Raw genomic sequence first — 20,091 nt, 5'->3', positions numbered from 1 at the left:
TGTTGATCGACATGGGTTCCCCTCGGGTGTCACAGGTCGCGCAAGGCGGCGCGTTCGCCGGCGAAGGCGGCCTGGGTGATGTTCAGCATGGCGGCGAGGTCGAGCGGGCGCGGGTTGTTCTTCACCAGCCGCTCGGCCTTCAGCGCGCCGGCGGCGACATCCTGCTCATGGCCGGCACCGAGGCCCAGCGCCGCCAGCGAGCGCGGAATGCCGATGCCGGCGAACAGCGCCGCCACCTCGTCGATGAAGAGCTGGGAGCGCTGATCGACGCTCATGCCGGCATCGCCGAGGTCGACCACCTCCGCCAGTTCGGCGAAGGCCTGCGGGTTGGCGGAACGGTTGAACTGCATCACGTAGGGCAGCAGCGCCCCCACCCCGTCGCCGTGCGAGGTGTGGGTGAGGTTGCCGACCGGGTATTGCAGGGCATGGGCGGCCGCCGTGCCCGACGTGCCGAAGGCGCAGCCGGCCGCCAGCGAGGCCAGCATAAGGCCTTCGCGGGCCTCGACGTCGCCGCCGTCGGCGCAGGCACGGGCGAGGTAGCGGAACACATTCGCCACGGCGAGCCTGGCGAAATGGTCGGACAGCAGGTTCTTGCCGATGAACACGTGCTGCTCGGTCAGCATCGCCTCGGCCGGGCGGGCCTTGCTGGTATAGGCCTCGACCGCATGAGCGAGCGCGTCGGCGCCCGAGCAGGCGGTGAGGCCCTTCGGGCAGGTCATGGTCAGCTCGGGGTCGCACACCGCCATGTGCGGAATGATGTAGGGGCTGGCGATGCCGATCTTGGTGCCGCGCCCGCTGTCGAGGATGACGGCGACCGGCGTCACTTCCGAGCCGGTGCCGGAGGTGGTCGGCACCGCGATCAGCGGCAGCACCGGCCCGGGCACGGCGAATTCGCCGTAATAGGTGCTGACCTCGCCGCCATGGGTCAGCAGCACCGACACCACCTTGGCCAGGTCGATGCAGCTGCCGCCGCCGATGCCGATCACGCTGTCGGGCCTGAAATCGCCGATGCCGGCCACGCAGTCCTTGATCGACTCGATGGGCAGGTCGGGAATCGTGCCGTCATAGACCTTGGCCTCGACGCCCTGCGCGGCGAGGTCCGCCAGCAGCTCGGCGAAGACGGGAAGCTGCGCCAGGCGGCCATCGGTGCACACCAGCGTGCGGCGGCCAAGCCGGGCGGCCGCCGCGCCGATGACATGGCGTTGGCCGCCGCCGAACAGGATGGTGTGGGGCAGGCGCAGGGCTCCGAACATGGGGGTCTCACTCGCTAGTAGTTTTCAGATACCGTCTGGAGCCGGCGCCATCGACGCGCCGCAGGCCGGCGAAGGTCAGCTTGAGGACGTCTGGCCGGCGCCGGCGCCGCGCCGGAACAGCCCGTTGAACAGCGCCGACAGCAGCGGCAGCGACAGCAGCAGGATGCCGATGCCCATCATCGAGGCGACGAGCGGGTTCTCGAAGAACACGGCGAGCGAGCCGCCCGAGGACAGCATGGACTGGCGGAACGCATCCTCCGCCTTGTCGCCCAGCACCACCGCCAGCACGAAGGGGGCCAGCGGGTAGTCGAGCTTCTTGAACACATAGCCGGCGACGCCGAAGGCCAGCGCCACCCACACGTCGAACATGTGGTTGGACACCGTGTAGGCGCCGATCAGGCAGACAATGGCGATGAGCGGCCCGACCACGGTGAAGGGCGCACGCAGTATCCAGGCGAAGATCGGCACGGTGGCGAGCACCAGCACCACGGCGATGACGTTGCCCATATACATCGAGGCGATCAGGCCCCAGACGAAGTCCGGCCGCGAGGTGAACAGCATCGGCCCGGGGGAAAGACCCCAGATCATCAGCCCGCCCATCATCACCGCCGCCGTCGCCGAGCCCGGCACGCCGAGCGCCAGCATCGGCAGCAGGGCGCAGGAGCCGGCGGAATGGTCGGCGGTCTCCGGGGCGACGATGCCCTCCGGCTCGCCCTTGCCGAAATACTTGCCGCGCTTGGAGAAGCGGCGACCCAGCGCATAGCTCATGAAGGAGGCGGCGGTCGGCCCGCCGGGCGTGATGCCCATCCAGCAGCCGACCAGCGCGCTGCGCAGCAGCGTCACCCAGTAGCGCGGCAGCTCGGCGAGGGTGCGCAGGATCACCGGCAGGCTGAGCTTGGCCTTCACCCCGTCGAATTTGTAGCCCTCGTCGATGGTGAGCAGCAATTCGCCGATGCCGAACAGGCCGATCACCACGATGAGGAAGGAGATGCCGTTGGTGAGCTGGGTGATGCCGAAGGTGAGGCGCCCCTCGCCCGAGATCGTGTCCATGCCCACCGTGCCGACCGCGAGGCCGAGCATGATGCACACCAGCGTCTTGAACGGCGAGCCTCCGGCCATGCCGATGAAGCTGGCGAAGGCCATGAAATAGACGGCGAAGTATTCCGGCGAGCCGAAGCGCAGGGCGAAATTGGCGACCCAGGACGAGAGCAAGGTGATGACGATGACGCCCACCATGGCGCCGAAGCCGGCCGAGCCGAAGGCGAGCGTCAGCGCCCGCACCGCCTCGCCCTGTTTGGCCATCGGGTGGCCGTCGAAGGTGGTGGCGACGGAAGAGGGCTCGCCGGGAATGTTGAACAGGATCGAGGTGGTCGAGCCGCCGAACAGCGCGCCCCAATACATCGAGGTCAGAAGGATGATCGCCGAGATCGGGTCCATGGTGAAGGTCAGCGGCAGCAGCAGCGACACGCCGTTCGGCGCCCCCAGCCCCGGCAGCACGCCGACGATCAGGCCGAGCAGCACGCCGATCACCATGATCATCACGTGATGCAGGGTGAGGGCGACGGCGAAGCCATCCATCAATTGCCCGAAATTGCCCATGGCGCTTCCCCCGTTGTGTTCTTGTTGTTCAGTAGATGCCGAAATATTCGAGGATCGGGCCCTTGAGCAGCGGGACCATGAACAGCTTCTCGAACACGACGAAATTGATGGCGATCACCAGCAGCGCCGTCGCCAGGCTGGACAGGGTGCGGAAGCCGGCGGAAACGCGCATCGTGTAGAAGATGTACAGGCCCATGCCGATATAGAGGCCGAGCCAGACCGAGATCGCCGTCATCGCCATAATCGGCAGGGCGAAGGCCACCAGCAGGCGCAGCCGCGTCCCGTCGATGAACGGCTCCTCGGCCACGGCGCCGGGGCCCGGGTGCCGCGCGCCGGCATATTTCCAGAAGGTCTGCACCAGCGTGGCCAGGCTGCCGAGAAGGATCAGGCAGCCGATGCCGAAGGGGAAATAGCCCGGCTCGGGACCGCCCGCCCCCCAGCCGATGCCGTTCTCGGTCGAGCCGTAGCAGATCAGCGCGCCGACGCCGCCGGTCACCACCGCCGTTGCCGCTTCCATGGTCTTGCGGGAAATTTCCATCGCCTTCACTCCGCGGGAGCCCGGGGCGCCGGCCCGTGCCGGCACCCCGTCTCGCACCATCCCGGCGCCGGCCGAAGCCGGCGCCCCGCCTCGTCGTCACCCGCGCGCCGGGGATAAGCCGGCGCGGCGCGTCACTGGCTGGCCGGCAGCAGCCAGTTGTTGTCGGCGTAGATCTTCTCGTAGTTCTTGGTCTGCTCGGCGAGGAAGGTCTTCAGCTCGTCGCCGGTCATGAACTTGGTGATCTGGACGTTGCGCGCCGTGTAGTCCTTGAATTCGGGCGTCTGCATCGCCTTCTGCATCAGCTCGGTGTAGTAGGCGACCGCCTCGGCCGGCACGTCGGCCGCCATCCACACGGTGCGCGGCTGCACGAAGTCCTTCACGTCGATGCCCGCCTCGACGCAGGTGGGAATGTCGGCCCAGCTCATGTTCTCGGTCACCACCGTCTTGTCGGCGAGGCGCTCGGCGGTGAACACGCAGAGCGGCTTCTGGTTGCCCGCCTTCCACTGTTCGAGGCTCTCGCTCGGGTTGTTGGTGTTGGCCTCGATATGGCCGCCGGCGACCTGGATCGCGGCCTCGCTGCCCGACTTGTAGGGGATGTAGGCGAGGTCGGTGCCGGTGGCGCGCTCGACCAGCGTCACCACGGTCTCGTCGGCGTCCTTGGCCTTGGCGCCGGCGACGCGGACCTTGCCCGGGTTCTCCTTGGCCTTGGCGATGAATTCCTGCGCGGTGTTGATGCCCGAGGCCTTGGGGTTCGACCACAGGATGAACACGTCGAACACCATGGACGCCACCGGCGTCAGGTCCTTCATCGCGTAGTTGACCTTGGTGCCGAGCGGCAGGACATAGGCGTCCTGGGTGCCGAAATACACCTTGTAGGGGCTGCCGGCATTGTCCTTGGCGTAGTTGAACGCCTCCGAGCCCGATCCGCCCGGCTTGTTGACGACGATGAGCGGGGTGTCGACCAGCTTGTTCTTGGTCAGCGCGGCCTGCACCACGCGGGTGAAGATGTCCGAGCCGCCGCCCGGACCGGCCGATACCACGAGTTCGACCGGGCGGTCAGGCTTCCACTCGGCCAGCGCGGCCCCTGAGACCGCCAGCCCGGCGGTGAGCGCGGCGGCGGCGATCACGCCCTTGCGGAGCGAGGTGATGTGCATGTCGTTTCCTCCCTGTTGCCCTCGGCGCCGCGGCTTCTCGCCGTTTGCACCCGGGCAATCCTTGCGATGTGACGGGACCCGCCTTTGCGGCGGCCTCTTGTTGTTGCCCCCCGGCCGTGCCGCGCACGCAGGCGCGGTGCCGGGAAGAGTGAAACGTGCGGCGGCGTGAGAGCGTCACGCCGGTGGGCCATCGGGTGGGCGGCTGTCGGCAGCCTCCAGGCACGGCACGTGCCGCCGCCGAACAAATCCTATATCATCTATGATATTGTCCGAACCAAAGATCAAGCGGCTTTTGTCGGCGGCGACAGCAAAATGTTCACCCTCCCGGCCCGCTCGCCGGCGTGAATTCGCCGGCTCAGGTTCTGGCGAAGGCGCGCCCGGCCGACGCGCATCACCACAGAGGGGGTGAGCGCGGCGCGCGAGCGGGCCCCCGCCTCCGCCGCCGGGACCGGGCGGCTCTTCAGCGCGATCACGCCGGCCTCGACGCCCTTGGCCAGCGTGTTGGCGATGTCGCTCGCCCCGGTGAAGTCATCGGCGATGATGCCCAGAAACATGCCTGCACTCCGGTTCGGCGATCACGGGATCGGCGGGATCGGCAGCGGTGCCGCGACGGGTTCGCCGCGTGCCGGGGAGCCGTTGGGGCGGTCGCCGCGCCGCAGGGCGCACGCGCGCCCGCCGGCTCTCGCGATCGGCAGGAATGCTAGTCTCATGTGGTATGATAGGTCAATAGGTCCTGTCGCGGACGGGCCCGGCTTCAGGCCGGCGCCCGGTCCCAGTACAGCGCGGCGACCGACTCCAGATGCTCCCGCATCGCCGTCTCCGCCGCGTCGGGGTCGTGCGCGGCGATGGCGTCATGGATGCGCTCGTGGAAGGCCAGCGCCATCTCCTTCGCCTGCGCGATCTTCAGCGTCACGTTGCGCTGCTCCGAGAGCCACTGCACCACCGCCTGGTGCACGCCGTTGAACAGCGGGTTCTGGGCGACCAGCACGATCTCGTAGTGAAAGGAGATGTCGGATTTCTCGAACGCCGCCATGTCGCCGAGATCGCGCCGGTTGCGGGCCAGCGCGTCGCCGATGCGGGCGATGTCGGCGGGCGTCGCCTCGCGCGCGGCGTGGCGCGCCAGCGCCATCTCCAGGTGCAGTCGCGCCTTCTGGAAGTGCTTCACGCCCTCGGGATGGGCGAGGTAGGAGCGCGCCGAGATCGAGAGTTCCTGAATGAAATGCGTCGGGTCGGGCCGCACCACCCGCGCCCGCTCGCCATTGGCGATCGCCACCAGCCCGGCCTTCTGCAGCGACATCAGCGCCTCGCGGATCGCCGGCCGCCCGACCTTGAACTGTTCCATCAGCTCGCGTTCGGAGGGCAGCACGTCGCCCTCGCCCAGCGTGCCGTCGAGCATCAATTGCTGCAGGCGTTCGGCCACATCCTCATAGATGCGGCGGCGGCGGATCGGTTCGATGTCGAGCACGGTGTCTCCCCTGGCTGGTATGAAAGGATCACCGGCCCGGCCGAACTGTCAACCGCGAGGTGCCTCCGCGAGATGCCCCGCTACGGTTTTACCGTATCTTCGGCTGCACCACGACCGTGGCGGAAAGGCCCGACACCAGCCGCACCCCGGGCGGCAGCGGGCCGAGCTTGATCCGTACCGGAATGCGCTGGGCGAGGCGGATCCAGTCGAAATTGGGATCGACCTTCGCCAGCAGCCCGGCGCCCGGAATGGCGACGGCACGGCTCAGCCCCTCCACCACGCCGTCGATCACCGCCCCGCCCGCCATCAGCTCCACCCGGGCCGGGTCGCCGTCGCGGATCGCGGGCAGCTTGGTCTCCATGAAATAGGCGTAGACATAGAAGGAATGGCTGTCGACCAGTGCCAGCATGCCCTCGCCGACCCGCGCATAATCGCCGACATCGACATTGAAATTGGTGATGTAGCCATCCGCCGGCGCCCGCACGTTGGAGCGTTCGAGATTGATCCGGGCGGTGGTCAGCGCCGCCTGCGCGGCGCCGAGTTCGGCCTGCGCCTCGGCGGCGGTGGAGGAGGTGAGCTCGACCGTCTGGGCGGAAATCGCCGCCGCGTCGGCGCGCTCCAGATTGGCGTCGCGGGCGGCGGTGTCGCGGGCGTAGTCCAGCGCCCGCTGCTTCAGCGCCACATCCGCCTGCGCCTGTTGCAAGGCGGCGGTGAAGCGCTGCTGGTCGATGACGAACAGCACGTCGCCCTTATGGACGAACTGGTTGTCGCGGACATTGACCGCGTCGACCAGGCCCGACACGTCGGGGGCGATCTCCACCACCTGCGCCAGCACCCGCGCGTCGCGGGTCCAGGGCGACACCGTGTAGTAGAGCCACAGCCGCCAGCCGACGAACACCGCCGCCGCGGTCGCCAGCAGCGTGACGCCCACCCGCAGCACCGAGCCGATAGTCATCCCAGTCCCTCCCTCAGCGCCGGCAGCAGGAAGATGACCGCGCCGAACAGGACGATGTAGAGCGCCGCATCGAACAGCGGCCGGTGCCAGACGACACGGTAGAACCCGATGTAGCCGAGCGCCCGCCGCAGCAGCAGGAACGGCACCAGCGTCAGCCCCGCCCAGACCAGCGCCGGCGGCAGATACAGGCCGAACGCCTCCGGCGTGTAGAACGGCAGCCCGGCGCCGAAACCCATCTCACGCCTCCCCGAAGGCGCGCAGCAGAAACGCCCGGTCGATGTCGAAACGGTCGACGATGAAGCGCAGCGACGCCCCGGCGCGCAGGTTCAGCGCCGCTTCCGGCGAAGCCGGCGGCAAGGCGAGCGGGAGACCGAGCGCCGCCAGCGCCGCATCCGCCTCCCGTGCCGCCGCCTCGGCCTCGGCGACGCATGCCGGCAGCCCGCGGCCCGCCTGCGGAAAACGCTCCAGCGTGTCGGCGAAGCGCCCGAGAAAGCCGGCGACGATGGCGCGCGTGCCCTCCGCCAGCCCCGGCGCGGCGAGAAGCCGGCGCAGCCGGCCGAGTTCCAGCGCGGTGGAGGCCGCGCCCAGCGTGCCGCGCAGGAAATCCTCCTCGCCCGGCCGGTCCAGCGCCAGGCGCGGCAGCAGTTCGGCCAGCCGGGAGACGACCTCGCCCAGGATCACCCGCTCGTGCCGCGCGCCCCGCGCCGCCTGCGGCAGCCCCAAGCCGAGCGTGTCCGCCCAGATGCGCCCGCGCGAGGCCAGCGAGTTCACCGGCATCAGGTTCAGCCACACGAGGCACAGCCCCATGCCGAACAGCATGGACAGCGCCGCGTTGAAGAACGCCGTCTCGTCCGGCTGGAACACGTTGCCGGTGCCGATCTCGGCGGCGAAGAAGCCGCCGAAGGCGATGCCCGGCCAGGCCAGTTGCGGCGTGCCCGCCATCAGTCCGGCCGGTATCAGCGCGAGGATGAGGAACAGCGCCAGCGCCCCGAACCCCTCGATCCGCGGCAGCACGAACACCATGGCGAGATAGGCCGCGCCGATGCCGATCGCCGTCCACAGCAGGAACGTGAAGCCGAGCGGCCCCGGACGGTCCTGGTTCATCGCGAAGAACAGGATGACGGCGAGGCCGGACGCGGCGTTGAAGCCGTCGGTCCACTCCGTCGCCGCCCAGAAACCGCACATCAGGATGAGCGCCATTCCGGCGCGCAGCCCCGCCAGCAGCCCCTCCCTCCCCACCACCGGCGAAGGCGGCGGACTTTTGCGCGCACCGATCTTGCGGACAGGCCCGCCCGTGCGCACGCTCGCCGCCTCGCTCACCATCACCATGGACAGCCCGTGCAGCAGATCCCCCGCCCGGCGCAGGATGAGCACCCCGTCGGCCAGCGGCACGAACGGAACCCGCCCGACCATCGCTTCGAGGTCGGCGCTGGCGGCGTTGAGGTCGACGCGGGCGGCCAGCAGTTGCGAGCGCACGCGGCGCGTGTCGCGGAAGACGGACGGGTCGGCGGCGAGCCGCTCCAGCAGCGCCGCGACGGCGGCCATGGTCGGGCGCAGCCGGTCGGCCACCGGGCCGGCGCCTTCGACCTCGAAATCGCCGAGCCGCACATGAAGCCCGCGCGCCACCGCCAGCACGCGCAGGAATTCGCGGGTCATGCGGCGCAGCCCGGCATCGCTGGCGCGCATCTCCGGCGCCTCGAACACGGTGTAGGAGCGCAGCGCGTCGAACTTCACCACCGCTTCCACCATCGCCCGGCGCAGCCCGACGAAGGTGGCGAAGGGCGTGCGCGGCTGCAGCGCCATCGCGCCGTAATGCGCCAGTTCGCCGAACAGCCGCGCGAGCTGGCCGCGCAGCACGTCGCCGGCGTAGACCGGAAACACCAGCACGCTCACCGCGGTGATCGAGACAATGCCGATGACGATCTCGGACGTGCGGTCGACCGCGATGTGCCAGGCCTCGGTCGGCGCGAACGCCCCCTCCAGCCCGACCAGCAGCGCGGTATAGCCCGCCAGCAGGAAGCCGTAGGCGGCGTAGTTGCGCCGCTGCGCGCCCAGCGCGAAGCACAGCGCCAGCCACAGCGCGATCGAGCCGACCAGCGGGACCGGCGCCTGCGACCACAGGCCGAGGATGACAAGCCCGGCCAGCGCGCCCGACACCGTGCCGAGGATGCGGAAGGCGCCCTTCGCCACCGCCGCGCCCGCCGTCGGCTGCGCCAGCAGGTAGACGGTGAGCACCGCCCATTGCGGGTCCTGCAGTTCCAGCCCGTAGGCGGCGGCCAGCGCGGCGACGGCGGCGACGGCGGTGCGCAGCGCGAACACCGCGTTGCGCCAGCCGAGATCGACGGGAGCCGCCTGTCGAACCCTCTTCCACAGGCCCGGTGGGGAGATTGCGGCCGTGCGCATGAGGCTCCCATGGCGTCAGGAAGAAACCGGAAGCACCGCCGGCGGGGGAGCGTCCATTATCAGCAGCCCGCCGCCGCGCGCAATGGCGCGCGCGACACGCACGGGAGGCGCCCGCCGGGTCACCAGGCCAGCGTCGGCGTCGTCACCGGGGCGCACCAGAGGGCGAACTCCTCCGGCGTCAGCAGGGCCAGCGTCACCGACAGCCCGGCCATGTCCAGCGAGGTGACGAAGGTGCCCACCAGCGCCCGCGCCGGCACGATGCCGTTCTCCCGCAGGAAGGCGCGGGCGAGGCCGTGGGCGAGGTGCAGCTCGATCGGCGGCGTGCCGCCGAAGCCGTTGACGAGCAGCAGCGGGCGGGCCTCGGCCATGGGGGGAAGCTGGGCCAGCACCGGCGCGCACAGCAGGCGCACGATCTCGTCGGCGCCGGCGAGCCCCGTGCGGTAGAGCCCCGGCTCGCCATGGATGCCGACGCCGATCTCCATCTCGTCCGGGCCGAGGGCAAAGGTCTCGCGCCGATTGTCCGGCACGGTGACGCCGCGCAGCGCCACCCCCATGCTGCGCAGCCGCCCCGACAGCCCCTCGCCGAGCGCCTTCAGGCCGGCGAGGCCCTCGCCGCGCTCGGCCGCCGCGCCGAGAAGCTTCTCCACCACCACCGTGCCGGCGACCCCGCGCCGCCCCCGGCTGCGCACCGAAGGGCCATAGGCCGCGTCGTCCTCGACGATCACCGTCTCGATGCGGTGGCGCCCGGCGGCCATCTCCGCCGCCATCTCGAAGTTCATCACGTCGCCGTCATAGTTCTTCACCACCAGCAGGCAGCCGGCGCCGGTGTCGGTCTCGTCCATCGCCGCGACGATCTGGTCGGGCGTCGGCGAGGTGAAGACGTGGCCGGTGCAGGCGGCGTCCAGCATGCCGGCGCCGATGAAGCCGCAATGCAGCGGCTCGTGCCCCGCGCCGCCGCCGGAGATCAACGCCACCTTGCCCGGCACCAGCGCGCGCCGGCGCACGAACTTGGCCCCGTGGCCGAAGACGACGAGATCCTCATGGGCGGCGACGAAACCGGCGAGGCTTTCCGCCACCAGCGTCTCGGCCGCGTTGATGATCCGCGTCATCCGGCCATCACCCCGCTGCGCGCCGGCCGAGGAGAGAGGAGCGCCCCTGCGTCGCCTGCATCATTCGCCTCCATTCACCAGCGCCGCCATCCTGGCCACGAAATCCGAGACGGCGTCGTCGAATCCCCGGTTCTTCTTCTCGTCGCCGAAATCCGGCACCATCAGCGCCAGCGTGCGCACCGTCGAAGCCCCGCCCACCTCGCTCAGCCGGCCCGGATGCGCGGCCTGATAGGCGGCCAGGAAGCGCTCCTGCTCGGCCGGGCTGAAATGGCAGACCCGCAGGATGGTGGGCAGGTGGCGCGCCGGCAATGGGGTATCGTAACCCGGACTGGTGACCTGGGTCACGAAGCTGCGGTGCTTGCCCAGCGCCGCGGCGAGGCGCTGGCGCGTGCCCGAGGGCCGGTTGTCGAGAATGCCGGCGAGGATCGTCTTGTAGGCGATCACCGCCTCGTCGCTGGTCTCGCGCGCCATGCCTAGCCTTCCGTCCGCGCGCCGGCCGGGCCCGCGCCGGTCGGCAACGGGCCGGCGGCCATCGCCGCCCGCACTGCGGCGAGGCGGCCGGGCGCCACCGACAGCCCCGCCACGCCGAGGGCGAGGAGACGGCCCACCGCGCGCGGCTCGGCGGCGAGATCGCCGCACACCGACACCGGCCGGTCCAGCCGGCGGGCCGTCGCGCAGATGTGGTCCAGCAGCCGGAACATCGCCGTCTCCGCCTCCGCGTGCAGGTGCGCCACCGACGGATTGTCGCGCGCCGCCGCCGCGAGATACTGCATCAGATCGTTAGTGCCCACGGAAAAGAAGCGGGCCTCGGTGAACAGGTCGAGCGTCAGCGCCGCCGCCGGCACCTCCACCATGATGCCGAGCGGCGGGCGCACCCCGGGCACGCCCTGCCGCGCCAGCCGCGCCGCCTCCTCGTCGAACAGCCGCGCCATCGCCGCCAGCTCCGAGGGCAGCGTCACCATCGGCAGCAGCACGCTGACCGGGCCGAGCGCCGCCGCGCGGATGAGCGCCCGGGCCTGGATGCGGGCGAGGTCGGGATGGGCGAGCAGAATGCGCACCCCGCGCTCGCCGAGCACCGAGGCCGCATCGCTCTCGACCAGGCCGGGCAGCGCCTTGTCGCCGCCGAGATCGAGCATGCGCAGCGTCACCGGCTTGCCGGCGAGATGCGCGAGAATGCGGCGGTAGCAGGCGAGGTGGCGCTCCTCGTTCAGCGCCTCGGCCGCGGTGGCCAGCAGGAATTCCGTGCGCACCAGCCCGACGCCGTCGACCCGCGCCGGATCGAGCGCGTCGAGATCGGCCAGCGTGTCGATATTGGCGAACAGGCCCACGGCGGTGGCCGCACCGGAGACGGCGGTGGCCGCACCGGAGACGGCGATGGCCACACCGGAGAATACCAGCTCCGGGGCACCCATTTCGAGCGGCATGGCGGGCGAGGGCGCGGCCAGGCGCTGGTCGGGGTGGAGATGGACGGTTCCTGCCGTGCCGTCCACCAGCAGCGGCTCGCCCGGCTCGCCCGGCAGCGCCCCGAGGCCGACCACCATCGGCACGCCGCGCGCCCGCGCCAGCATGGCGACATGGCTCGCCATGCTGCCGGCTCCCAGCGCGATGGCCCCGCCGCCCGACCAGTCATGGGCGAGGAAGACGCTGGGCGGCATGTCGCGCCCGACATAGACCGATCCCTCCGGAAAATCGGCGCGGGTGCGCCCCGCCATCGCGTCGAGCACGCGGTGCTGCAGGTCGGCGACATCGACCGCCCGCAGCGCGAAGGCATCGCCGGGGCCGCCATGCTCCCCATCGGCCTCACCGGTCTCACTGGTCTCACCGGCCATCTTGTCGATCTGATCGGTCATCGCCGCCGCGAAGGCCAGCGCCGCACCCTCGCCACGGGAAATCCGCTCCAGAGCCGGGGCGAGCAGTTCGTCATCGAGCAGCAGCTCGATCTGGAAATCCAGTATGCCTGCGCTTTCCGGCGCGGAACGGCGGGAAAGAGCGCGCAATTCCGCGATCGCCCGCTGCACCGCCGCCGCCAGCGCGGCGCGGGCGTCACCCCCGGTGGGGTCGCCAGCGGCGGGCGCCGGCCGTTCCTCGGCCCGATGGACGGGACCCATGGCCCGCCCGGGCGAGGCGGGGCGGCCGCGAAAATCACGCGGGGCGGCCATCGACCCGCCCGTCCGCCCGGCCCGCCTTGCGGTCCTCGTCGAAATCGCGCCTCACCAGTTCGCTCAGCGCCGCGATCGCCTCTTCCGCCCGCGCGCCTTCCGCGCGAATTCTCATTCTGGTTCCACGCCTTATGCGGGCGCCGATGATCTTGACGATGCTTTTTCCGTTGAGCCAGTCGGCCGATCCGTCGACCGCCACCTCGATGGTGCAGGGGAAGGTTTTCGCCAGCCGGGTGAAGGCGACCGAGGGGCGGGCGTGCAGCCCGACGCCGTGGGTGACCTCGACCTCGGTCTGGCAGCGATGGGCGGAAGGCCGCCCGATGACGGGAAGGAACTCGGCCATCACGCGGACAACTCTTCCGCCGTCGCCACCACGCGGGCCAGCGGCGAGCCGCCCGAGGCCTCGGCCGCCGCCACCACCGCGCCTTCCACCAGCGGCGCGTTGCAGATCGCGGCCTTCGCCGCGCGGGCCGGGCCGAGCATCTCCACCGCCGCCTCGCTATTGGTCTCGGCGCCGCCGAGATCGACGAAGATGGCGACGCCGGCCTCCGACCACGCCGCCTCGATCGCCGCCAGAATGCCGGCGACATGGGTGCCCAGCCCGCCTTCGACATTGCCGCCGGTCCAGGCGAGCGGCACGCAATCGCCGACCATCTGGCGCACCATGTCGGCGGCGCCCTGCGCCACCAGCGGCGAGTGCGACACGATCACGATCCCCACATTGGCGCTGCGCGCGGGCGTCATGACGGGGCGTGCTCCTTCAGGTAGTGACAGATGGTCATGGTGAGCAGGGCGCAGCTCGACGCGCCGGGGTCCTCGTGACCGACCGAGCGCGCGCCGAGATAGGACGCCCGGCCGCGGCGCGCCAGCATCATTTCCGTGGCCTGCGCCGCGGCGCGGGCGCATTCGGCGATACGGGCGGGGGCCGCGTGGCCGGCGACCTCCGCCTGCACCGGGTAGAGCACGTCCAGCAGCGTCTTGTCGCCCGGCCCGGAACGCCCGCGCCGCGCCACCGCCGCGATCGCCCGGGCGAGAATGGCGGCGAAATCGGCCTCATCGTCCTCACCCGCCGACATCCCCCGCCCAAGCTCCATCAGCAGCGTGCCATAGAGCGGCCCGGCGGCACCGCCGATGCTCATCACCAATACCAGCCCGATGCGCTCCAGCGCCGCCGGCAGCGGCAGGGCGGAAATGGCGTCACGCTCGCGATACACCGCCTCCAGCCCGCGCCGCATGTTGGCACCGTGGTCGCCGTCGCCGATGGCGCTGTCGAGCCGGCCGAGATGCTCGCAATGCCGCTCGATCTCCACGCGGCAGAGCACGATGAGTTCGGAGAGATCGGCGGCGTCGAACTGCATCGGCGTCCTCCCCATCAGCCGCCGGCGGCCAACGCCTCGAACACGCGCGCCACCGCCACCGCGCCGGGATCGGGCGAGCCCTCCAGGTCGCGCGCGGCGACATAGGCGGCACGACCGGCCCGCGCCCGCGCCATCGCCCTGGTCGCTTCCGCCCCTGCCGACGCGGCCTCCGCAGCCGCTTTGAGCCCGCCGGACGCGAGCGCCTTCAGGGCGGGATCGAGTGCGTCAATCATCGTGCGGTCGCCGGGTGCCGCGCCGCCATAGAACACCACGCGCTCCAGCCCGGCGAGAAGGGCGGCCGGCATCGTCGCACCCTCCGCCCGCGACTGCGCAGCGGCGGTTAAGAAGATGGAGAGCAGCACGCCGCTCGACCCGCCCATGGCGGTGCCGAGTTCGCCGCCGATCGCCCTGAGCGTCGCGGCGGAATCCGCAAGCGGCAATGTCGGCAGCCGAGCCTCGACGGCGCGGGCGCCGGTGGCAACGGTGGAGCCGGTGTCGCCGTCGCCGGCGCGAGCGTCGAGCCGGTTGAGTTCCTCCTCCAGCCCAATGAGCGTGGCGCAGACGTTGCGGATCAACGCCTCGGCCGCCGCGTCGGTGCTGGCCAGGGAGGTTTCCTCGCGTGGCGCAGCGGGAGCGGCCAGGACGGTGACGGCACCGGTCTTCACCGCCGGACGCCAGGCCAGCGGCTCGGCCGGGGCGGCGAGTGCCGCGGCGCGGGCGGCGTCGAGGCGCAGATAGGACAGCGAGAAGCCGTTCATGTTCAGCGCCGTCATCAGCGCCGCCGGGCCGATGACCAGCTTCACCCCGCGCCCGAGCGGCGAGGCCAGCAGCGCCTCGGCGATCAGGCTCATCTCCAGCGGCGGCACGGCGCCGAGATTGTTGATCAGCAGCGCGTAGTCGGCGGCCGTATCCAGGCGCGCGGCGAGGCGTTCGCTCATCAGCGCGACGATGTCGCCGGCCGGCAGCAGCGGGATGCGTTCCACCCCCGGCTCGCCATGGATGCCCAGACCCAATTCGCCCTCCTCGGCGCCGAGCCGTGCCTCGAAGGGCTGGCCGGGAATGGAGCAGGAGGACAGCGACACGCCGAGCGAGGCGATGTCCGCCGCTGCTGCCCGCGCGGCCTCGGCGACGGTCGCGAGATCGGCACCCGCCTCGGCGAGGTGGCCGGCGATCTTGTGCACGAACAGCGTGCCGGCGACGCCGCGCGGCTGGGGAATGTCGGGCAACGCGATGTCGTCGGCGACGATCGCCATCTCGACCCTGAAGCCCTCGGCGCGGGCGCGCTCGGCGGCGAGGCCGAAATTCAGCCGGTCGCCGGTGTAATTCTTCACGATCAGCAGGCAGCCGCATTCGCCGGTCACCGCGCGGATGGCGGTGAGCACCGCCTCGACGCTGGGCGAGGCGAAGATCTCGCCGGAGACGGCGGCGGTGAGCAGGCCGCGGCCGACAAAGCCGGCATGGGAAGGCTCGTGCCCGGCGCCGCCGCCGGAGACCACGGCGACCTTCGATTTGTCCCAGTCGGCCCGCAGCACGACCTTGATGTCGGGATAGGTGTCGAGCCGGGCCAACCGGCCGGGAGGCGTCGTGCGCAGGAGCCCGTCCAGCGCTTCGGTGACGATGCTGTCCCGCCGGTTGAAGAAATGTTTCATGGCAGCCTTCCCATCCATTCGACGCGACATCCGACGCGGGCGCCGTCCGCCCTAACGCACATCACCTGCTATACAAGCCGCTGGCCGTCCTGGCCGAAATAGAGCGGGCTCTTCAAGGACAGGCTGATCCGGTCGCCGGGCGACACCGCCATGTCGGGGTCGGCGAGCGTCACCAGCTTCTGCTCGCCGAGCCTGATGTGCAGGTGATTCTGGTCGCCCAGATGCTCGATCCAGTCGACCCGCGCATTGCCCGCCGCCTCCCGCGCAAGGGCGATGTGCTCGGTGCGCGCGCCGATCGTCTTCGTTCCCGGCGGCGTGGGTACATCCGGCAGGAGGCCGACCGGCAGCAGATTGATATGCGGCTGGCCGAGCCGGGCGGCGACGTGGAGATTGGCCGGATCGGCGTATATCTCCCGCGGCGTGCCGATCTGCACCAGCCGCCCCTCGGCGAGGATGCCGATGCGGTCCGCCATGGTCATGGCCTCGATCTGGTCGTGGGTGACATAGAGCAGCGTCGCGCCGAGGTCCTTCTGGATGCGCTTCAGCTCGAGGCGCAGTTCGCCGCGCAGCTTGGCGTCGAGCGAGGAGAGCGGCTCGTCCATCAGGTAGATCGACGGCCGGCGCACCAGCGCGCGGCCGATGGCGACGCGCTGCATCTCGCCGCCGGAGAGACGGGTGGAGCGGTTCTCCAGCTTGTGGTCGATGCGCACCATCCTCGCCACCTCGCGCACCCGCGCATCGATGGTCGCGCCATTCATCCGCCGCGCCGGGGAGCGCAGCGGAAAGGCGAGGTTCTCGTAGACGGTGAGATGCGGGTAGAGTGAATATTGCTGGAAAACGAAGGCGATATCGCGGCTCGCCGGGGCAAGGCCCGCCATCGGCCGCCCGCCAATGCTGATCGTGCCGGCATCCGGTGTCTCGATGCCGGCGATGAGGCGGAGCGTGGTGGTCTTTCCCGCGCCGGTGGGACCGAGGAGAACCACGAACTCGCCATCGGCGATGGTGAGGTCGATGCCGTCCACGGCGCGCTTGCTCCCGCCCTTGCCGAAGCTCTTGCTCACGCCCTTGAGCACCACATCAGCCATGACGGACCTCCCGATCAAGCGCACCCTCATGCAGTGCGGAGGGAATGGCGCGGCCGGAACGGGCCTCGAACAACGACAGCCGCTCGCTCTTGAAGGTGAGACCGACCGGCTCACCGATGGCGTAGCTGTGGTCGGCCGGCAGGCGCGCGCGCACCAGCCCGCCCTCCGTCTCCACCGTGACGATCTGATTGGTGCCGAGATATTCGCTGCCATAGATCGCCCCGCGCAGCGGCGAAGCCTCGGCGAAGCGGACATGCTCGGGCCGCACTCCCAGCGCCAGTTCGCCGGGCGCGACATCGGCGCGGATCTCCGGCATCTCGACCTCCGCCGCGCCGATGCGGGCCGCGCGGGCACCCTTGGGCAGGCCGGCGGTGAAGCGGATGAAATTCATTGGCGGCGAGCCGATGAAGTCGGCGACATACATGGAGGCCGGGCGGTCGTAGATTTCCTGCGGGGTGCCGAACTGCTCGATGATGCCGTGGTTCATCACCGCGATCTTGTCGGCCATCGCCATGGCCTCGATCTGGTCATGGGTGACATAAACCGTGGTGGCGCGGATGCGGTTGTGCAGTTCGCGCAGCTCGCGCACCATCACCTCGCGGAACTCGGCGTCGAGCGTGCCGAGCGGTTCGTCCATCAGGAAGCACATCGGCCGGCGCACGATGGCCCGGCCCAGCGCCACGCGCTGGCGATCGCCGCCGGCCAGGCCGGAGACCGGCCGGTCGAGAATGTGGTCGATCTGGAGAAGGCGCGCCGTCTCCTCCACGCGCTTGCGGATCTCCGCCCTCGGCACGCCCTGAGCCAGCAGCGGGAAGCCGATGTTCCGGCGCACGTTCATGTGCGGGTAGAGCGCGAAGAGCTGGAACACGAAGGCGATGTCGCGCTCGCTGGCTCGCTTGTACGTCACGTCCTCGCCGCCGAGCCGGATGGTGCCGCCGGTCGGCAGTTCCAGCCCGGCGATCATGCGCAGCGTCGTGGTCTTGCCGCAGCCCGACGGCCCCAGCAAAGCAAGAAACTCACCGTCCGCGACGGTGAAGCTGGAATCCTGCACGGCCACGAACGCGCCGAACGCCTTGCGCAGATGCGCGACCCTGATCTCGGCCATGCGCCTACTCCGGGAATTTCGACACGATCATGAACATGAACGTGCCGACCAGAAGGGTGACGAGGGAATAGGTGTAGAGCACCAGCGCGAAGGGCTGGAACAGCATGAGGAAGCCGAGCGCGATCACCGTGACGGCGATCGCCTCCATCGGCGCGCGGCGCAGGAGCAACGGGCGCCTGCGCGATGGCGCGAGGTCCTGAGCGGCGTTGCCCTGCGGGGTGAGCGTAGGATCGGTCATTTGCGCACCGCCCCGAAAGTGATGCCACGCAACAGCTGCTTGCGCAGCAGGATGGTGAAGACGAGGATCGGCACCAGGAAGATGGTGGTGCCCGCCGCTACCGCCGGCCAGTCCTGCCCGCCCTCGCCGATGATGGTGGGAATGAAGGGCGGCGCGGTCTGGGCACTGCCGGAGGTGAGCAGCGAGGCGAAGGCATATTCGTTCCAGGCGAAGATCAGGCAGAAGATCGCGGTGGCCGCGATGCCGGTGGTCGCCTGCGGCAGCACCACCTTGCGGAACGCCTGCAGCCGCGAATAACCGTCGATCATCGCCGCCTCCTCGTATTCGCGCGGGATCTCGTCGATGAAGCCCTTGAGCAGCCACACCGCCAGCGAGACGTTTACCGCGGTGTAGAGCAGCATCATGCCGAGCGCGGTGTCGGACAGGCCGAGCTGCCGGTACATAAGGTAGATCGGGATGGCGACGGCGATCGGTGGCATCATCCGCGTGGACAGGATGAAGAACAGCAGGTCGTCCGCCAGCGGCACCTTGAAGCGCGAGAAGCCATAGGCCGCCAGCGTGCCGAGCCCGACCGCGAGGAAAGTCGAGCCGAAGGCGATGATCAGCGAATTGGCGAAGCGCGGCAGGAAGTTGGACGGCCCGGCGATCACCATGTTGCGCTCACGCGTGACGGCGTCGCACACCCCTTCCGGCTCCGGCAGCGAGGCGATGTATTCCGGCGTCTGCCGGGTGCGGGTGGTGAACAGGTTGCAGTAGCCCTCGATCGAGGGGGTGAAGAGAATCTTCGGCGGGTAGGAGATCGAATCCGGCGGCGATTTGATCGAGGTGAGGAATATCCACACCAGCGGGATCATGGTCACCACCGCGTAGACGATCACCAGCGTCGCGGCGATGCGCTTGGAGCGGCTGCTGGGCTCGACCACCGAATGGGCGGTGGTGACGGACCGAGCGGTCGCTGACGTGCTCTTGGCGGGGCTCATCGCTGCTTCACCCTGTTGAGCGCCTTGACATAGATGTTGGCGAGGCCGAATACCGCGACGAACAGCACGATGGCGAAGGCTGAAGAACGCCCGGTCGCCCACGCCTCGAAGGCGTCGCGCTTGAGCGTGATCGAGGCGACCTCGGTGGTCGAGCCGGGCCCGCCGCCGGTGAGCAGGTTCACCATGTCGAACATCTTGAAGTTCTCGATGCCGCGGAACAGCACCGCCAGCATGATGAAGGGCAGCGCCATCGGCACGGTGATCGACCAGAACTGCCGCCAGTTCGAGGCGCGGTCGACTTCGGCGGCCTCGTAGATGTAATCGGGGATCGAGCGCAGGCCGGCGAGGCAGATCAGCATCACATAGGGTGTCCACATCCAGGTATCGACGATGATGATGGCCCATGGCGCGAGATTCACGCTGCCGAGCATCTGGATCTCGGAGGTCGGGATGCCGGTGAGGAACGAGATCGCGTAGGCGAACAGACCGATCTGCGGCTCGTAGAGGAAGCGCCAGAAATTGCCGACCACGGCCGGGGACAACATCATCGGGATGAGGATGAGCGTGGTCCAGAAGGCATGGCCGCGGAACTTGCGGTCGATCAGATAGGCCAGCGTGAAGCCGATCACCGTCTGCAGGACGATGGTCCAAAACACGAAATGCGCCGTGGTCTGCATCGACGCCCAGATGTCGGGGTCGTTCAGCACGCGCGAATAATTGCCGAGCCCGACATGCTTGACCTCGGCATTGGGCCGGTTGGCGCGGTAATTGGTGAAGGACAGGTAGATCGCCCAGAACAGCGGAAAGATATTGATCGCCAGCAGCAGGACGATGGTGGGGGCGATGAACAGCCAGGCGATCGCCCGGTCCGACAGCGCCCGCACCCTCCCCACAAGGCGCTCCGGCGTCGCTCGCGCGGCCGCCTCGGCGGCCTTGTCGGCAAGGGAGTGGTTGGAAATGGTCACGGTCGCATCCGATGTGGTCAGCGAGAGGGGCGACCCGATCCGACAGCTCGGCCGGGTCGCTATCTGGCGGCGAGGC

The 20,091-nt window shown here is 69.9% G+C and carries 20 protein-coding genes and 1 pseudogene; all 21 read right to left on the bottom strand.

All coding sequences use genetic code 11. The features are described from left to right. Positions 1 to 29: 29 nt before the first annotated feature. Positions 30 to 1,253, bottom strand: a complete 1,224-nt coding sequence (locus KHC23_RS03415; RefSeq protein WP_213369543.1) for an iron-containing alcohol dehydrogenase — start codon at positions 1,251 to 1,253, stop codon at positions 30 to 32. Between the two features lie 75 nt (positions 1,254 to 1,328). After that, on the bottom strand, positions 1,329 to 2,852 hold the full coding sequence (locus KHC23_RS03410) for a tripartite tricarboxylate transporter permease (RefSeq protein WP_213369541.1): 1,524 nt from the start codon (positions 2,850 to 2,852) through the stop codon (positions 1,329 to 1,331). Positions 2,853 to 2,880: 28 nt separating this feature from the next. Continuing rightward, the gene (locus KHC23_RS03405; RefSeq protein WP_213369539.1) at positions 2,881 to 3,390 is read right to left on the bottom strand and encodes a tripartite tricarboxylate transporter TctB family protein; all 510 of its coding nucleotides are present in this window, start codon (positions 3,388 to 3,390) and stop codon (positions 2,881 to 2,883) included. A gap of 131 nt (positions 3,391 to 3,521) precedes the next feature. Then, on the bottom strand, positions 3,522 to 4,544 hold the full coding sequence (locus tag KHC23_RS03400; protein WP_213369537.1) for a tripartite tricarboxylate transporter substrate binding protein: 1,023 nt from the start codon (positions 4,542 to 4,544) through the stop codon (positions 3,522 to 3,524). A gap of 407 nt (positions 4,545 to 4,951) precedes the next feature. Next, a pseudogene (locus KHC23_RS24835) lies at positions 4,952 to 5,098 on the bottom strand (four-carbon acid sugar kinase family protein); the annotation flags it as partial. A gap of 200 nt (positions 5,099 to 5,298) precedes the next feature. Further along, positions 5,299 to 6,009, bottom strand: coding sequence for a transcriptional regulator NanR (nanR, locus tag KHC23_RS03390; RefSeq protein ID WP_213369534.1), 711 nt, complete (start codon positions 6,007 to 6,009; stop codon positions 5,299 to 5,301). A gap of 88 nt (positions 6,010 to 6,097) precedes the next feature. After that, positions 6,098 to 6,964 carry an efflux RND transporter periplasmic adaptor subunit gene (locus KHC23_RS03385; protein WP_213369533.1) on the bottom strand — a complete coding sequence of 289 codons (867 nt, stop codon included), beginning with the start codon at positions 6,962 to 6,964 and terminating at the stop codon, positions 6,098 to 6,100. Beyond that, a complete protein-coding gene (locus KHC23_RS03380) occupies positions 6,961 to 7,200 on the bottom strand; it encodes a DUF1656 domain-containing protein (protein WP_213369531.1) in 240 nt (79 codons plus the stop codon). Before KHC23_RS03380 ends, KHC23_RS03385 begins: the two co-directional genes overlap by 4 nt. Before the next feature lies 1 nt (position 7,201). Next, on the bottom strand, positions 7,202 to 9,367 hold the full coding sequence (locus KHC23_RS03375; RefSeq protein WP_213369529.1) for an FUSC family protein: 2,166 nt from the start codon (positions 9,365 to 9,367) through the stop codon (positions 7,202 to 7,204). 119 nt (positions 9,368 to 9,486) lie between these two features. After that, positions 9,487 to 10,476: a dihydroxyacetone kinase subunit DhaK gene (locus KHC23_RS03370; RefSeq protein ID WP_213369527.1), complete on the bottom strand. Its 990-nt coding sequence runs from the start codon at positions 10,474 to 10,476 to the stop codon at positions 9,487 to 9,489. A 60-nt stretch (positions 10,477 to 10,536) separates the two neighbouring features. Further along, positions 10,537 to 10,947, bottom strand: a complete 411-nt coding sequence (locus KHC23_RS03365) for a hypothetical protein (protein ID WP_213369525.1) — start codon at positions 10,945 to 10,947, stop codon at positions 10,537 to 10,539. A 2-nt stretch (positions 10,948 to 10,949) separates the two neighbouring features. Next, positions 10,950 to 12,635, bottom strand: coding sequence for a putative PEP-binding protein (locus tag KHC23_RS03360; RefSeq protein WP_213369523.1), 1,686 nt, complete (start codon positions 12,633 to 12,635; stop codon positions 10,950 to 10,952). Continuing rightward, a complete protein-coding gene (locus KHC23_RS03355; RefSeq protein WP_213369521.1) occupies positions 12,619 to 12,978 on the bottom strand; it encodes an HPr family phosphocarrier protein in 360 nt (119 codons plus the stop codon). Before KHC23_RS03355 ends, KHC23_RS03360 begins: the two co-directional genes overlap by 17 nt. Continuing rightward, positions 12,978 to 13,379, bottom strand: a complete 402-nt coding sequence (gene dhaM / locus KHC23_RS03350) for a dihydroxyacetone kinase phosphoryl donor subunit DhaM (protein ID WP_213369519.1) — start codon at positions 13,377 to 13,379, stop codon at positions 12,978 to 12,980. The genes KHC23_RS03355 and dhaM overlap by 1 nt, the downstream gene beginning before the upstream one ends. Beyond that, positions 13,376 to 13,993 carry a dihydroxyacetone kinase subunit DhaL gene (gene dhaL / locus KHC23_RS03345; protein WP_213369517.1) on the bottom strand — a complete coding sequence of 206 codons (618 nt, stop codon included), beginning with the start codon at positions 13,991 to 13,993 and terminating at the stop codon, positions 13,376 to 13,378. The genes dhaM and dhaL overlap by 4 nt, the downstream gene beginning before the upstream one ends. A 14-nt stretch (positions 13,994 to 14,007) precedes the next feature. Then, positions 14,008 to 15,642, bottom strand: a complete 1,635-nt coding sequence (locus KHC23_RS03340) for a dihydroxyacetone kinase subunit DhaK (protein WP_213369515.1) — start codon at positions 15,640 to 15,642, stop codon at positions 14,008 to 14,010. A gap of 68 nt (positions 15,643 to 15,710) precedes the next feature. Continuing rightward, positions 15,711 to 16,727 (bottom strand): ABC transporter ATP-binding protein, encoded by a 1,017-nt coding sequence (locus KHC23_RS03335; protein ID WP_213369513.1) that lies wholly within the window; start codon positions 16,725 to 16,727, stop codon positions 15,711 to 15,713. Beyond that, positions 16,720 to 17,832 (bottom strand): ABC transporter ATP-binding protein, encoded by a 1,113-nt coding sequence (locus KHC23_RS03330; protein ID WP_213369511.1) that lies wholly within the window; start codon positions 17,830 to 17,832, stop codon positions 16,720 to 16,722. The genes KHC23_RS03335 and KHC23_RS03330 overlap by 8 nt, the downstream gene beginning before the upstream one ends. 4 nt (positions 17,833 to 17,836) lie before the next feature. Next, a complete protein-coding gene (locus KHC23_RS03325) occupies positions 17,837 to 18,070 on the bottom strand; it encodes a hypothetical protein (RefSeq protein WP_213369509.1) in 234 nt (77 codons plus the stop codon). Beyond that, positions 18,067 to 19,050 carry a carbohydrate ABC transporter permease gene (locus KHC23_RS03320; RefSeq protein ID WP_213369507.1) on the bottom strand — a complete coding sequence of 328 codons (984 nt, stop codon included), beginning with the start codon at positions 19,048 to 19,050 and terminating at the stop codon, positions 18,067 to 18,069. The genes KHC23_RS03325 and KHC23_RS03320 overlap by 4 nt, the downstream gene beginning before the upstream one ends. After that, positions 19,047 to 20,015 carry a carbohydrate ABC transporter permease gene (locus tag KHC23_RS03315; protein WP_213369505.1) on the bottom strand — a complete coding sequence of 323 codons (969 nt, stop codon included), beginning with the start codon at positions 20,013 to 20,015 and terminating at the stop codon, positions 19,047 to 19,049. The genes KHC23_RS03320 and KHC23_RS03315 overlap by 4 nt, the downstream gene beginning before the upstream one ends. Positions 20,016 to 20,091 lie beyond the last annotated feature (76 nt).

It is taken from the genome of Ancylobacter dichloromethanicus (genome assembly GCF_018390645.1).
Classification (GTDB): Bacteria; Pseudomonadota; Alphaproteobacteria; order Rhizobiales; family Xanthobacteraceae; genus Ancylobacter; species Ancylobacter dichloromethanicus.
The sequence above is the reverse complement of the archived record's forward strand: the minus strand, read 5'-3'. Positions and strand labels throughout refer to the sequence as shown.